This window comes from Streptomyces sp. YPW6 (assembly GCF_018866325.1).
In the GTDB taxonomy this organism is placed as follows: Bacteria; Actinomycetota; Actinomycetes; order Streptomycetales; family Streptomycetaceae; genus Streptomyces.
The window spans coordinates 1,477,844-1,492,280 of the sequence record NZ_CP076457.1; the positions used below are offsets into that span (position 1 = coordinate 1,477,844).

Sequence of the window (14,437 nt, forward strand, 5' to 3'; positions counted from 1 at the left end):
TTACCGTCTCTACGATGAACGCCCCACCGCCCCCCGGCCGGGGACCGCGCCGGTTCGGCTGGCCCCAGCGGGTCTTCTCCCAGGTCCTGCTGATGCAGCTGGCCATCATCACCGGCGTGACGGTCCTGGTCACCGGCCTCTTCCTGGCCCCTCTCAGCGACCAGCTGGACGACCAGGCGATGCGCCGCGCCCTGGCCATCGCCCAGTCCACCGCCGCCCGGCCGGACATCGTGGAGAACCTGAGCAGCACGGACCCGTCGGACGGGGGCCCCGTCCAGGCGGCCGCCGAGCGGATCAGGCGGGCGACCGGCGCGGAGTACGTCGTCGTCATGAACCAGCGCGGGGTGCGCTGGTCGCATCCCGACATCCACCGGATCGGCGCGGTCGTCTCCACCGACCCCGGTGAGGCGCTGCGCGGTCGCGAGGTGATGGAGATCGACAGCGGCACCCTCGGCCGCTCGGCACGGGGGAAGGTGCCGTTGACCGGCCCGTCCGGCGAGGTGATCGGCGCGGTGTCGGTGGGGATCGCGTACGACAGCGTCCGCGCGCGGCTCCTCGCGGCGATCCCGGGGCTGTTCGCGTACGCGGGCGGGGCCCTGGCCGTCGGAGCGCTCGCCGCGTATCTGATCTCCCGCCGGTTGCAGCGGCGGACCCACGACCTGGCGTTCTCCGACATCTCCGCGCTGCTGACCGAACGCGAGGCCATGCTGCACGGCATCCGCGAAGGAGTCGTCGCCCTCGACGGGGCCGGCCGTGTCCGGCTGCTGAACGACGAGGCGCAGCGGCTGCTGGGGCTGGGCCCGGAGGCGGCGGGCCGCCCGCTGGAGGAGGTCCTGGGCGACGGGAGGACCACGGACGTACTGGCCGGGCGGGTGATCGGCGACGACCTGCTTGCGGTACGGGGCAGCCGGGTGCTGCTGGCCAACCGGATGCCCACGGACGACGGCGGAGCCGTGGTGACCCTGCGCGACCGGACCGAGCTGGAGCACCTGGGCCGCGAACTCGACTCCACCACGGGGCTGATCGACGCCCTGCGCGCCCAGGACCACGAGCACGCGAACCGGCTGCACACCCTGCTGGGGCTGCTGGAACTGGAGATGCACGAGGACGCGATGGATTTCGTGACCGAGGTGGTCGGTGTGCACCGGGCGACGGCCGAGCAGGTCACGGAGAAGGTCCAGGACCCGCTGCTGGCCGCTCTCCTCGTCGGCAAGACGACGGTCGCCGCCGAGCGCGGTGTCTCGCTGCGGCCGGCCCCCGGCACGCTGCTGCCGGACCGGGTGGTCGATCCCCGGGGGCTGGTGACGGTGGTGGGCAACCTCGTCGACAACGCCCTGGACGCGGCGGCCGGATCGGACGGGGCCCGGATCGAGGTCGGTCTGCGTGCCGAGGGCCGTACGGTGATCCTGGAGGTGGGCGACAGCGGCCCCGGCGTCCCGCCGGACCGGCACGCGTCGATCTTCACGGAGGGCTGGTCCACCAAGGACGTCCCGGCGCACGGCAAGCGCGGCCTCGGCCTCGCTCTCGTGCGCAGGCTCGCGGAACGCCAGGGAGGCAGTGTGACGGTGTCCGGGGCGGACGGGGGCGGCGCGGTGTTCACGGTCGTCCTGCCGGAGGCGCTGGCGGAGCCCGCCACAGCGTCCCCGGACGGTGGGCCGCCGCATCCCACGCATCCGGTGACGACGGGAGAGCGGTCGTGATCGAGGTCCTGATCGTCGACGACGACGTGCGGGTGGCGCGGATCAACGCGGCGTACGTCGCCAGGGTCCCCGGCTTCCGGGTGGCCGCGCAGGCCCACTCGGCGGCCGGGGCGCTGGCGGCGGTCGAGGCCGCTCCGGTGGACCTGATCCTGCTGGACCACTACCTGCCCGACCGCAACGGTCTCGCCGTCGTACGGGAGCTGCGCCGCCACGGGTGCCAGGCCGACGTGATCATGGTGACCGCCGCCCGGGACGTCGCGACCGTGCAGGACGCGATGCGGCACGGTGCGCTCCAGTACCTGGTGAAGCCGTTCACGTACGCCGGCCTGCGGGCGAAGCTGGAGGCGTACGCGGCTCTGCGGCGCACGCTCGACGGGGGCGGTGAGGCCGAGCAGGCGGAGGTGGACCGGCTCTTCGGCGCGTTGTGGGCCACGGCCGAGCCGCCTCTCCCCAAGGGCCACTCCCCCACCACCGCCGAGCTCGTCCGAGGGGCCCTGCGCGGCGCGGACGGCCCGCTCTCCGCGCAGGAGATCGCCGACAGCGCGGGGATGAGCCGGCAGACGGCCCAGCGCTACCTGAAGCTGCTGGAGCGCACCGGCAAGGTCCGGCTGACCCTGCGGTACGGCGAGACGGGCCGCCCGGAACACCGGTACACCTGGGCCGCGGGCTGAGCCGGCGACCGCGGCCCCCTTGCGCCGCTCAGGCAGCCCCGGCCCCCGTCAGCGCCCTCACCTCGGCCTCGGCGTGCCTGGCCTCGTCGGGCGGCTCGGGCGAGGTGACCGTACCGATCCAGCCCGCCAGAAAGCCGAGCGGGATCGAGACCAGGCCCGGGTTCTCCAGGGGGAAGACCTGGAAGTCGACGCCGGGGAACAGCGACGTCGGGCTGCCCGAGACGACGGGTGAGACCAGCACCAGGACGACGGCGGGGATCAGCCCGCCGTAGACCGCCCAGACCGCACCCCGGGTGGTGAAGTTGCGCCAGAACAGCGAGTAGAGCAGGGCCGGGAGGTTCGCCGAGGCGGCCACGGCGAAGGCGAGGCCCACCAGGAAGGCGACGTTGAGGTCCTGGGCGAGGAGCCCGAAACCGATCGCGACCGCACCGATCCCGGCGGCGGCGGTACGCGCCACGGCGACCTCGCTGTGCTTCCTGCGTCCGGGGCGGCGGAGCGAGGCATAGAGGTCGTGGGCGACCGAGGCGGAAGAGGCGAGCGTGATACCCGCGACGACGGCCAGGATGGTGGCGAAGGCGATGGCGGCGACCACGGCGAAGAGAACCGTTCCACCGGTGGAGCCCTCACCGCCGCCGAGATCCAACGCCAGCAGCGGGATCGCGGTGTTGCCCGCCGCGTTCGACGCGCGGACCTCGGCGGAGCCGACGAGCGCGGCGGCGCCGAACCCGAGGACGATCGTCATCAGATAGAAGCTGCCGATCAGGCCGATGGACCAGACGACGGACCGGCGCGCCGCGCGGGCGGTGGGCACGGTGTAGAAGCGCGACAGGATGTGCGGCAGCCCGGCCGTGCCGAGAACCAGGGCCACCCCCAGGCTGATGAAGTCGAAGCGCGAGGTCCAGTCCCCGCCGTACCGCAGGCCGGGGGCGAGGAAGTCCTTGCCGTGGCCGCTGCGTTCGGCTGCGGTGTCGAGCAGGCTGTTGACGTTCCCGTGGAAGTGGACCAGGACGAGCACGGTGAGCGCGACGGCTCCGGCCATCAGCAGGACGGACTTGACGATCTGGATCCAGGTGGTCGCGCGCATGCCGCCGAAGGACACGTAGATCACCATGAGGGCGCCGACCCCGACCACGGTCCAGGACCGGGCCGCGTCGCTCGTACCGCCCAGCAGCAGGGCCACCAGGCTGCCCGCTCCGACCATCTGCGCGACCAGATACAGCACGGAGACGGTGACGGACGAGGTACCGACGGCCGTACGCACCGGGCGCTCGGCCATCCGTGCGGCGACCACGTCGGCCAGGGTGAACCGACCGCAGTTGCGGACGAGCTCGGCGACGAGCAGCAGGACGACCAGCCAGGCGACGAGGAAGCCGACCGAGTAGAGCATGCCGTCGTAGCCGAAGAGGGCGATCAGCCCGGAGATGCCGAGGAAGGAGGCCGCCGACATGTAGTCACCGGCGATGGCGAATCCGTTCTCCATGGGAGAGAACAGACGTCCGCCGGCGTAGAACTCCTCGGCGGAGCCCTGCCGGTTGCGGCCGACCCAGGTGGTGATGAAGAGCGTCACCGCGATGAACGCGCTGAACAGCAGCAGGGCGAGGGTCTGGTGGTCCTCTTTCACCGTCCGGCCCCTCTCGTCATCTCCTGGGTGTCCCAGCGCAGATCGAGCGCGGCCCGGTCCCTGCGCAGCCGCGCGTGCCGTGCGTACGCCCAGGTGAGCAGGAACGTGGTGAGGAACTGGCCGAGACCCGCCACCATCGCGACGTTGACCGCTCCGGCGACCGGGCGGGCCATCAGAGCCGGGGCGGTGGTCGCGGCGACGACGTAGCCGAGATACCAGAGCAGGAAGGCGAGGGCGGCGGGCACCACGAAGCGGCGGTAGCGGCGGCGCACCTCGCGGAAGGCCTCGCTGCGGTGCACTTCCAGATAGATCTCGGACGGGACGGGCCGGAGGTCCGGCCCGTCCGCACCGGACACGTCGAGGGTCGCGGCACTCCCCGCACCGTCCTGGTCGCCCCGGCCGGGCGCCGGCACGTCGTCCCACGGGTCGTCGAGCCGCACTCCCGCGGCCTCCGGCCCTGCTTCCTTCTCCACCGAACAACTCCCCTGATCCGCGGACCTTTTCGGCCACACGGCCAACGATGGGCGGTTCAGGCGGATCCCGGGCGCGTCCTTCGCCCGACTTCACCCCTTCAGGTGACAGATATCCCGGACGGCTGCGCGCTTCCCCGACAGGGCCCCGGGAAACACACGCGGCCCCCGCCCGGCGGGACCGGGGCGGGGGCCGTGCGGGACGGGCGGTGTCAGGCGTCGATGCGCGAGCGGTCCAGGGTGGCGGCGGAGCTGGTGATGAACTCCTTGCGGGGCGCGACCTCGTTGCCCATCAGCAGGTCGAAGACCTGCTCGGAGGATTCCAGGTCACCGATGTTGATGCGCCGCAGCGTGCGGTGGCGCGGATCCATGGTCGTCTCGGCCAGCTGGTCGGCGTCCATCTCTCCGAGACCCTTGTAGCGCTGGATCGATTCCTTGATCCGGATGTTCTTGCGCTGGAACTCCAGAAGCGTCTGGCGCAGTTCGCTGTCGGAGTAGGTGTAGACGTACTTGTCCTGGCCCTTCTTGGGCTGGACCAGCTCGACCCGGTGCAGCGGCGGCACCGCGGCGAAGACCCGCCCCGCCTCGACCATCGGGCGCATGTAGCGCTGGAAGAGGGTCAGCAGCAGGGTGCGGATGTGGGAGCCGTCGACGTCGGCGTCGGTCATCATGATGACCTTGCCGTAGCGGGCGGCGTCGATGTCGAAGGTCCGCCCGGACCCGGCTCCTATGACCTGGATGATCGCGCCGCACTCGGCGTTCTTCAGCATGTCCGACACGGACGACTTCTGGACGTTGAGGATCTTGCCCCGGATCGGCAGCAGCGCCTGGAACTCACTGTTCCGGGCCAGCTTGGCGGTGCCGAGCGCCGAGTCCCCCTCGACGATGAACAGCTCGCTGCGGTCGACGTCGTCGCTGCGGCAGTCGGCGAGCTTGGCGGGCAGCGAGGAGGACTCCAGCGCGGTCTTGCGGCGCTGGGCGTCCTTGTGCTGCCGGGCCGCGATCCGGGTGCGGGCGGCGGCCACCGCCTTCTCCAGCACCGCCCTGGCCTGCGCCTTGGCGTCCCGCTTCGTCGACGTCAGGAACGCCTTGAGCTCCTTGGCCACGACGTTGGCGACGATCCGGTTGGCCGCCGAGGTGCCGAGGACCTCCTTGGTCTGCCCCTCGAACTGCGGCTCGGCGAGCCGCACGGTGACGACGGCGGTGAGCCCTTCGAGGGCGTCGTCCTTGACGATGTCGTCCTCGGCGACCCGCAGCACCTTGGCGGAGCGCAGCGCCTCGTTCACCGTCTTGGTCAGGGAACGCTCGAACCCGGTGACGTGGGTGCCGCCCTTGGGGGTGGCGATGATGTTCACGAACGACTTGATGGTGGTGTCGTAGCCGGTTCCCCAGCGCAGGGCGATGTCGACGCCGAGCTCGCGGGTGACCTCCGTGGGGATCATGTGGCCCCGGTCGTCGAGGACCGGGACGGTCTCCTTGAAGGTGCCGCTGCCACTGAACCGCTGGACGTCGCAGACGGCCTTGTCCTGCGCCAGGTACTCGCAGAACTCGCTGATACCGCCGTCGAAGCGGAACGTCTCCTCCGTCTTGCCCTCGCCGTCGATGCCCCGCTCGTCACGGACGATGATCGTCAGGCCGGGGACGAGGAAGGCGGTCTGGCGGGCCCGCTGGTGGAGCGTTTCCAGGTTGAGCTTGGCGTCCTTGAGGAAGATCTGCCGGTCCGCCCAGTACCGCACCCGGGTACCGGTACGGGTCTTGGGGATGCGCTTGCCCTTGCGGAGGCCGCCCGACGGATCGAAGGGGCTGTCCGGTCCCTGCTCGGTGAAGATGCCGGGGACGCCGCGCCGGAAGCTGACCGAGTGAGTCGCGCTGTGCAGGTCGACCTCGACGTCCAGGCGGGCGGAGAGGGCGTTGACGACGGAGGCGCCGACGCCGTGGAGACCGCCCGAGGCCGCGTAGGCGCCGCCGCCGAACTTGCCTCCGGCGTGCAGCTTGGTCATCACGACCTCGACACCGGAGAGGCCCGTCTTGGGCTCGATGTCGACCGGGATGCCTCGGCCGTTGTCCCGGACCTCGACGGAGGCGTCGTCGTGGAGGATGACCTCGATCTGGTCGCAGTAGCCGCCCAGGGCCTCGTCGACGGAGTTGTCGATGATCTCCCAGAGGCAGTGCATCAGGCCACGGCTGTCGGTGGACCCGATGTACATGCCGGGGCGCTTGCGGACGGCCTCGAGGCCTTCGAGGACGAGAAGGTGCCGCGCGGTGTAGTTGGAGCTGTCCCGGTCGCCTCCTGCTGCGGCCAGCATCGCGGTGGACGGCACGGACGTTTCGGCGGTCACGCGGTTCGCTCCTCGCTGAATTTCATCTGGGGCCCCCGTGGGTATCGGGCTGGGCGTCGGTTGCCGCTGAGAGCCTACAGAGGCCTGGTAGAGCGGTTGTAACGCCACCCTCGGGGAATCCTCATGCTAGTCGAGCCTCATCCAGGCTCGCATGGATGTTCGATCATTCGTCGGGGTGACGTGCACATCACGTTCCCTTCGACGCATGAACCATTTAGGCTCCGGGCACGTCCTCATGAACAAACCGGCAAGCCGGCCGGCGGGACCCACCCCCTAGACAAGCAATGCGAAACCGTAGCGCTCCGCATACGGCACATTCGCCGCCAACCGGCAACAGACAGCCACACCGAGAAGAAGTTTCGAAGAAAAGCCACGAGCGGGAACGTTTTCGGCCTGGTTGGATGTTGACCCTGGTACGACAGCTCGTCGAGCTAGAGAAGAGGCGACGTGACTACTGTTCTGACCCCCGCGAGCCCGCTGACCGCAGCAGACCGCTGTGACCGTTGCGGCGCCCAGGCCTATCTGCGCGTCGTTCTGATCAGCGGCGGTGAACTGCTCTTCTGCGCCCACCACGGACGCAAGTTCGAGCCGGAACTCAAGAAGATCGCCGCGGAAATACAGGATGAGACGGATCGGCTCACCGCCGTGCAGACGGCTACCGCCGACGAGGACCACTGACACCTCGCATCCACGACGAGCCAGGGGCCGGTCCAGGACCGGCCGACGGGCGGCTTCCCCACCGGGAAGCCGCCCGTTCTCGTTGTGAGGCCGGTACGGGGCCGTCGAGGCCGCGCGTGGCCCTCTCCGGGGCCCGCACGGCCTCCCGCGGGGCCCCGGCACCCGCCCGTGCGCCTCGCGTGCGGCACGGCCGCGCAGCGGGCGCGACGGTCCAAGACCCGCGAGACCGAGCGTGCCGGGTAAGGCCCGCGCCGGGTCCGCGCCCGCCCGGGGCGCCCCGGTGCCGCTCAGAGGCGGCCCGCGGCCCACTCCACGGCGGCGGAGACCCGCGTGTAGACCCCGGGGCTGCCCGGACGCCCGCAGCCGCTGCCCCAGGAAACCAGGCCGATGAGCCGTCCACGGGCCACCAGCGGCCCGCCGCTGTCGCCCTGGCACGCGTCCCGGCCCCCGACGGGCTCACCCGCACAGAGCATCGCCGAGGCCCTGTACGTACCCTCCCGGCCGCCCGGGTAGGCCCGCGCGCAGTCGGCGTCGGGGAGGACCTGGACCCGGGCGGAGCGCAGCACGGAGGAGTAGGTGCCGCTGCCCGTCGTGTCGCCCCAGCCGTAGACGTCCGCGGCGGTCCCGGCCCGGTAGGCGGCGTCCCCACTCCTGGCCATCGGAAGAGTGGTGCCCTCGGGCAGGGCGCCGGACAGGGTCAGCACCGCGAGGTCGCCCGCGTTGGAGACCGGGTCGTACGCCGGATTCACCCAGATGCGCCGGACCGGGATCTCCCGGCCGCCTGCATCGCTCAGCCGCTCCCGGCCGGCGATGACGAGGAGGTCCTTCACCCGTGTCGCCGGTCCGCCGAGCGCCTCGTCACTCAGACAGTGGGCAGCCGTCAGGATCTTCGTGGGGGCCACGGCCACACCGCCGCAGAACTGCCCGGAGCGCGCACCTCCGAACCGGTCCCGGCTCGACAGCGCCACGACCCAGGGACTGTCCGCCACGGGGGCGGGCCGTCCGCCGACGATGACGCTCTCCGCGACCGCCTCGGAGGGGGCGGCGAGGGGCAGCACGGCCGCGGCGGCGGTCAGGGCGAGCGCCCCGGTCAGGGCACGGGCGAGGGGACGGGGCATGGAGGCTCCTGACACTGAGGCGACACATCGTTTCACCCAGCGTGATCCAGGCAGTCCGCGTCCGGCCCCGGAGACACGCCGGAGGGCCCGGATCCCCTGGGGGGTTCCGGGCCCTCGGCCGGTGGATCTTCGGCGTGCCGCCTCGGCGAACCGCCTTCCGCGCTCTAGTCCAGGTAGTCGCGGAGCACCTGGGAACGCGACGGGTGCCGGAGCTTCGACATCGTCTTCGACTCGATCTGACGGATGCGCTCACGCGTCACCCCGTAGACCTTGCCGATCTCGTCGAGCGTCTTCGGCTGACCGTCGGTGAGACCGAAGCGCATCGAGACCACGCCGGCCTCACGCTCGGAGAGCGTGTCCAGCACCGAGTGGAGCTGCTCCTGGAGGAGCGTAAAGCTGACCGCGTCCGCCGGGACGACCGCCTCGGAGTCCTCGATCAGGTCACCGAACTCGCTGTCGCCGTCCTCACCGAGGGGGGTGTGCAGCGAGATCGGCTCACGGCCGTACTTCTGGACCTCGATGACCTTCTCGGGGGTCATGTCGAGCTCCTTGGCCAGCTCCTCCGGGGTGGGCTCGCGGCCCAGGTCCTGGAGCATCTGGCGCTGCACACGCGCGAGCTTGTTGATGACCTCGACCATGTGCACCGGGATACGGATGGTGCGGGCCTGGTCCGCCATCGCGCGGGTGATCGCCTGACGGATCCACCAGGTGGCGTACGTGGAGAACTTGTAGCCCTTGGTGTAGTCGAACTTCTCGACCGCGCGGATCAGACCGAGGTTGCCCTCCTGGATCAGGTCCAGGAAGAGCATGCCGCGGCCGGTGTAGCGCTTGGCCAGGGAGACCACCAGACGGAGGTTGGCCTCCAGGAGGTGGTTCTTGGCCCGACGGCCGTCCTCGGCGATGATCTCCAGCTCGCGCTTGAGCTTCGGTGCGAGCTTGTCGGCGTTCGCCAGCTTGTCCTCGGCGAAGAGACCGGCCTCGATGCGCTTGGCGAGCTCGACCTCCTGCTCGGCGTTGAGGAGGGGGACCTTGCCGATCTGCTTCAGGTAGTCCTTGACCGGGTCGGCGGTGGCGCCGGCGACGGCGACCTGCTGGGCAGGCGCGTCGTCCTCGTCGTCGTCGGAGAGGACGAAGCCCTTGTTCTCGCCCTCGCCCTCCTCTTCCTCGCCCTTGCCGGCCTTGACCTCCTCGACCGGCTCGTCGCCGTCGAGGAGCTCGTCGTCCTGCTTGCCGGACTTCTTCGCGGCGGTCTTCTTGGCCGCCGTCTTCTTCACTGCGGTCTTCTTGGCAGCGGTCTTCTTGGCCGCCGCCTTCTTCGCCGGAGCGGCCACGACGGCGTCGTCGGCCACCGCGTCCGCGCTCTCGGCCGCCGGGGCGGCGGGGGCCGCGACGGTCCTGGTCACGGTGGTCTTCGCCGCGACGGTCTTGGTGGCGGTGCGCTTGACCGGGCTCTTCGCTGCGACGCTCTTGCGGGCGCGCTTCGGCGACTCCGCGGCACTGACCATCAGCGTCACACCCTCTTCCTCGAGGATCTGGTTGAGGCTGCGCAGAACGTTCTTCCACTGGGTTGGCGGAATCTGGTCAGCCTCGAAGGCCCGACGCACGTCATCGCCGGCGATCTGCCCATCAGCCTTTCCCCGCTCGATGAGCGCCATCACAGATTCGGACTCGGCGATCTCCGGCGGGAGCGTACGGGATGTGCTGGCCGACACGAACAACCTCTCGGAACGATGGAAACGGCTTCCGGCCCTGCCCTGGAGGGGGCTGGAACCGACGACCGCCGACTGGGGATGTCGTCGACGGCGCGGGCTTGGCCTCAGAACTGAAACAGCGCGCCCCAGGGCTGCTGTATTCCTTCCGCTGCGCTCACCTCTTAAGTCATCGCGCTGCTTCGAGGAGTGTTACGGCCAATCCGCGTGGCCCGAGTCACACCTCATGTACGACGAACGGGGCCAAAGGCCGCATCCCCCTCCATTGTGCCGCCGGACCCGTGCGGCCCGGCGGCACCGGGCCCGGTGCTCGCCGCCCGGTCAGTGCTCGCGCGGTGCCGGAACCACTCGTTCGACGTCGGGATGGACGACGAGCAGTTGACGCATGGCGGCCTCGGCGGCTCCGGCGTCGCCCGACGCCAGGGCGTCGGCGATCCGCGCGTGGTGGGCGATGGAGGTCTCGCCGGGACGGTCACAGCCGGTGACGGGACCACCGGAGACATGGAGGGCGGCCGAGACGATGCCGGAAAGGTGTTCGAGCATCCGGTTCCCCGCGGCCTGGATGAGCAGCGCGTGGAACTCTGCGTCGGCACGGGAGAAGGTGATCGTGTCCCCCTGCCCCATCGCGTGCCCCATGATCTCGACCATGTCGGCGAGTCGCTGCTGGATGTCGTCGCGACCGTGCCCGGCCGCGAGGCGGGCCGCGAGCGGCTCGATGGTCCAGCGGAGCTCGGCCAGCTCCCGGCGCTGATCGTCCCGCTGCGGCCCGAAGGCGCGCCATTCGATGATGTCGGGATCCAGCAGGTTCCAGTCGCTGACCGGGCGGACCCGCGTCCCCACATTGGGACGCGCGCTGACCAGCCCCTTGGCCTCGAGGACGCGCAGGGATTCACGGACGACGGTGCGGGAGACCTCGAACCGCTGACCGATCTCCTCGGGTACGAGGGGACGGTCCGCACCGAGGTCGCCGGAAACGATCATCTGGCCCAGCTGCTGGACGAGTTGGCCGTGGAGACCGCGCCCCCGGCTGGCCGAGCCCCGTCGGCTCGCCCGTCCCAGCTCGGAATCGGCGCCGCCCCAGGAACGGGTCGCGGCACGCTCGCCGGCCTGCGCCTCCGGGTAGGGATAGCGGTCGAGTTCGCCCGAGCCGGCCAGGCCGGAATCGGCGGTGCGGGCGGCGGTCATCATGGTGTGCGCAAGGGTACTCACGCATCCTTTGTCGGCGCGGCTCGCCCACCCCTTGAGGTCTTTGGTGAAAAGCACACGAAAGGGTGATCGGCGCCCGCGCCGCAATTGACGCCATATGCGCACAAAACAGTCATTCTTCAGGGAGTTGCCGACCCCTCTCGTCGGCATGGAGCGGCGGCGATCACCAACGCGCCTTTCCGCGAAGGCTGGTGAACAGATACGCGCAGATCAGGGCCGACAACGACAAGGCGAGCGCGGTACCGACGGGCTGGGCGACCACCCGCGCGACGGCGAGGATCCAGTGGTCCACATCCTGCGGCAGCTGCCACCCGGCCAGTTCACGCAACCGCCCCGGGAGCCCGGCGACCGATCGTGCGGACGGCACCGCGAAGATCTTCTGCACCAGCGGAACGACCAGCACCGGCACGGCCAGCACCGCGGCGATCCCCGCACCGGCCACCCGGAAGACACCGGCCGCCAGCAGTCCCGCCCAGGCACAGCCGACCGTCAGACCGACCCAACTCGCACCCAGCGCGAAGGCGTTCGGAGGGATGTCGATCAAGTCCGGTCCGTACACGAGCCGGAGGCTCTGCGCTCCGCCCAGCACGGCGAGGGCCGCCAGCAGCAGAGCGAAGCCCCCGGTCACGATGAGCTTCGCCAACAGCAGCCCGAGCCGCCGGGGCACGGTGCCGCGGGCGGCGGCGAGCGCGGGATAGCGGAACTCGTCCCCGAACGACAGCGCCCCCAGCAGACCCGCGCCGAGCGCGGCGGGAGGGAGCGGCAGCAGCGCGGGCCAGGCGGCGAGCACGCGGGGAAGGGAGGTGCCGTCGGTACGGGCGAGCAGAAGGGACATCACAGCCGACGCGACCAGAACAGTCGCCATGATCATGGTCGTCGTCCGGACGCCGAGCGAGCGTCGCAGTTCGTAGCGGAGCGGGCGCAACGGGCCGCGCGCGGGCCGCACCCTGATCGGGGACGGCAACTGGGACAGGGCTGCGGCAGCGTCCTCCCGCTCCGCTCCCCCGGCCGCCGGACCGGCGGGACCGGTGTCGCCGATCTCGTCGGCGAGCCGGTGCACGGGGACGCCGTGCCGGTAGGCGGTGTCACCGATCTCCGCGCAGTTGCTGCCGTACACCGTCAGCCGGCCGCCCTCTTCCTCGACCACCTCGACGGACCGCTGCGCCGCTCGGGCCTCCCGGCTGACCACGGCCGCCAGTCGGGCCGCGTGCGGGGTGCGGACGGCGACGCGGGCCCGGAGCCGGGTGCGGGCGAAGTCGGCGACGTCCTGGTCGGCGACGAGGCGTCCGCCGCCGATGGTGACGACACGATCGGCGGTGCGGGCCGCCTCCTTGGGGTCGCCGGTGGTGCAGAGGACCGTGCCGCCCTGTGCCGCGTGCGCGCGCAGCAGCCCGTACAGCCAGCTGTTCTCCCGGGGAGACAGCCCGTCCGCCGGTTCGTCCAGGACCAGGGTGTGCGGATCTCCCAGCAGCGCGGAGGCGAGGCCGAGGCGGCGGTCCATCCCCACCGACAGGGTCCCCAGGCGCTGGTCCCCGAGTCCGGCGAGCCCGACGACCTCCAGCACCTCGTCGGCCCGGGTGGCGGGCACGCCCGCGGCCGCGCACAGCATCCGGAGCTGGCCCCGGGCGGTCCGGGCGGGGTGGCCCGGTACGTCGCCGAGCAGCACGCCCACTTCCCGTGCCGGGTGGGCGATGCGGTGCAGTGGCCGCCCCCGGAAGTAGGCGACGCCCCGTCCCGCGTCCAGTTCGAGCATCAGCCGCAGGGCCGTGGTCCTGCCCGAGCCGGGGGCGCCCAGCAGGGCCGTGACCCGGCCGGGAGGAGCCTCGAAGGTCAGATCGTTCACGGCGGGCGGAGCGTCGCGACGGGGGGTACTGGTGAGTCCGATGGCCTGAAGCATCGCTTCTCTCGCGTCTCTCGCGGACGGTGAGACCGCTCGGCGGCAAGGGGGTACCGCAGCAACATAACGCGACATTTCCGACTTTTTGCGCAGGGGCGGGCCGACGGGCGCTCCGCGGGGCCGGAGTGGGGGAACGACCGGGAACTCAGACCTCGGGCCGCAGCATCGGCGGATTGAGCACCGTGGCCGCCCCGGCCCGGAAGAGCTGCGCGGGCCGTCCGCCCTGCCGCGTGGTCGTCCCGCCGGAGGGCACCAGGAATCCGGGCGTCCCGGTGACCTTGCGGTGGAAGTTGCGAGGATCGAGGACCACGCCCCAGACCGCTTCGTACACCCGGCGCAGCTCGCCGACCGTGAACTCGGGCGGGCAGAACGCCGTGGCCAGCGACGAGTACTCGATCTTGGAGCGGGCCCGCTCCACCCCGTCGGCCAGGATCCGCGCGTGATCGAAGGCCAGCGGCGCGGTCTGCTCGCCCTCCCGTCCGGTGCCGGGGTGCAGCAGATCCTCGACCGGTGCCCAGCGGGCGCTGTTGGCGTCGCCGCCCGCCCGGGGCGCGGGCAGGTCCGGTGCGAGGGCGAGGTGGGCAACGCTGACCACCCGCATCCGGGGATCGCGCGCCGGATCGCCGTAGGTGGCCAGCTGTTCCAGATGCGCTCCGTTGCCCACGGCCGGTTTCGCCGGATCATGCGCGCAGAGGCCGGTCTCCTCGACGAGTTCGCGCGCTGCCGCGGAGCCCAGGTCCTCGTCCAACCTGACGAAACCGCCGGGCAGCGCCCATCGGCCCTGGAACGGCGTCTCTCCGCGGCGGACGACCAGCGCGCACAGCGCGTGACGGCGCACCGTGAGCACGACCAGGTCGACGGTGACTGCGAAGGGCGGGAAGGTCGACGGGTCGTAGGGCGGCATGCCGCGATCATAGTCGTCTGCCTGACGATAAACACTCCCTTCTGCAGGCTCGTGATCAATCGGGGTGCCACCGCTCCCGGCAAGCCGTACCGGGACGCGCCGCGGCTTGCCGGGAGCGACCGGC

At 71.3% G+C, this 14,437-nt stretch carries 11 protein-coding genes; 3 read left to right on the top strand and 8 right to left on the bottom strand.

What is annotated here, in order from left to right:
- The first annotated feature begins 14 nt into the window (after positions 1-14).
- Both KME66_RS06450 and KME66_RS06455 read left to right on the top strand, forming a co-directional pair.
- Entirely contained in the window at positions 15-1,700 is a 1,686-nt protein-coding gene (locus KME66_RS06450; protein ID WP_216319985.1) for a sensor histidine kinase, read from the top strand.
- On the top strand, positions 1,697-2,371 hold the full coding sequence (locus KME66_RS06455) for a response regulator (RefSeq protein WP_216319988.1): 675 nt from the start codon (positions 1,697-1,699) through the stop codon (positions 2,369-2,371). Before KME66_RS06450 ends, KME66_RS06455 begins: the two co-directional genes overlap by 4 nt.
- Positions 2,372-2,399: 28 nt before the next feature.
- On the opposite strand, the gene KME66_RS06460 is transcribed toward KME66_RS06455, so the two are convergent.
- The 3 genes from KME66_RS06460 to KME66_RS06470 all read right to left on the bottom strand — a co-directional run bounded on the left by KME66_RS06460 (position 2,400) and on the right by KME66_RS06470 (position 6,801).
- Positions 2,400-3,992, bottom strand: coding sequence for a cation acetate symporter (locus KME66_RS06460; RefSeq protein WP_216319990.1), 1,593 nt, complete (start codon positions 3,990-3,992; stop codon positions 2,400-2,402).
- Positions 3,989-4,465: a DUF485 domain-containing protein gene (locus KME66_RS06465; RefSeq protein ID WP_253208247.1), complete on the bottom strand. Its 477-nt coding sequence runs from the start codon at positions 4,463-4,465 to the stop codon at positions 3,989-3,991. The genes KME66_RS06460 and KME66_RS06465 overlap by 4 nt, the downstream gene beginning before the upstream one ends.
- 209 nt (positions 4,466-4,674) lie before the next feature.
- Positions 4,675-6,801: a type IIA DNA topoisomerase subunit B gene (locus KME66_RS06470; RefSeq protein ID WP_073220513.1), complete on the bottom strand. Its 2,127-nt coding sequence runs from the start codon at positions 6,799-6,801 to the stop codon at positions 4,675-4,677.
- A 447-nt stretch (positions 6,802-7,248) separates the two neighbouring features.
- Here KME66_RS06470 and KME66_RS06475 point away from each other — a divergent pair, with 447 nt between their 5' ends.
- Positions 7,249-7,479 (top strand): hypothetical protein, encoded by a 231-nt coding sequence (locus KME66_RS06475; protein ID WP_073220510.1) that lies wholly within the window; start codon positions 7,249-7,251, stop codon positions 7,477-7,479.
- Positions 7,480-7,766: 287 nt separating this feature from the next.
- On the opposite strand, the gene KME66_RS06480 is transcribed toward KME66_RS06475, so the two are convergent.
- The 5 genes from KME66_RS06480 to KME66_RS06500 all read right to left on the bottom strand — a co-directional run bounded on the left by KME66_RS06480 (position 7,767) and on the right by KME66_RS06500 (position 14,313).
- Complete coding sequence (locus tag KME66_RS06480; protein ID WP_216319992.1) at positions 7,767-8,597, bottom strand: trypsin-like serine protease; 831 nt, start codon at positions 8,595-8,597, stop codon at positions 7,767-7,769.
- Positions 8,598-8,761: 164 nt separating this feature from the next.
- Entirely contained in the window at positions 8,762-10,309 is a 1,548-nt protein-coding gene (locus tag KME66_RS06485) for an RNA polymerase sigma factor (RefSeq protein ID WP_073228321.1), read from the bottom strand.
- A gap of 318 nt (positions 10,310-10,627) precedes the next feature.
- Positions 10,628-11,515, bottom strand: coding sequence for a FadR/GntR family transcriptional regulator (locus KME66_RS06490; RefSeq protein WP_178379141.1), 888 nt, complete (start codon positions 11,513-11,515; stop codon positions 10,628-10,630).
- A gap of 160 nt (positions 11,516-11,675) precedes the next feature.
- Positions 11,676-13,409, bottom strand: coding sequence for an ATP-binding cassette domain-containing protein (locus KME66_RS06495; RefSeq protein WP_216319993.1), 1,734 nt, complete (start codon positions 13,407-13,409; stop codon positions 11,676-11,678).
- Positions 13,410-13,554: 145 nt separating this feature from the next.
- A complete protein-coding gene (locus tag KME66_RS06500; RefSeq protein ID WP_073228131.1) occupies positions 13,555-14,313 on the bottom strand; it encodes an NUDIX domain-containing protein in 759 nt (252 codons plus the stop codon).
- Positions 14,314-14,437 lie beyond the last annotated feature (124 nt).

Bases quoted from the DNA above. Each gene is read 5' to 3' on its own strand.
- KME66_RS06450 (WP_216319985.1), top strand. From the start codon at position 15: ATGAACGCCCCACCGCCCCCCGGCCGGGGACCGCGCCGGTTCGGCTGG.
- KME66_RS06480 (WP_216319992.1), bottom strand. From the start codon at position 8,597: ATGCCCCGTCCCCTCGCCCGTGCCCTGACCGGGGCGCTCGCCCTGACC.
- KME66_RS06495 (WP_216319993.1), bottom strand. From the start codon at position 13,409: ATGCTTCAGGCCATCGGACTCACCAGTACCCCCCGTCGCGACGCTCCG.
- KME66_RS06500 (WP_073228131.1), bottom strand. From the start codon at position 14,313: ATGCCGCCCTACGACCCGTCGACCTTCCCGCCCTTCGCAGTCACCGTC.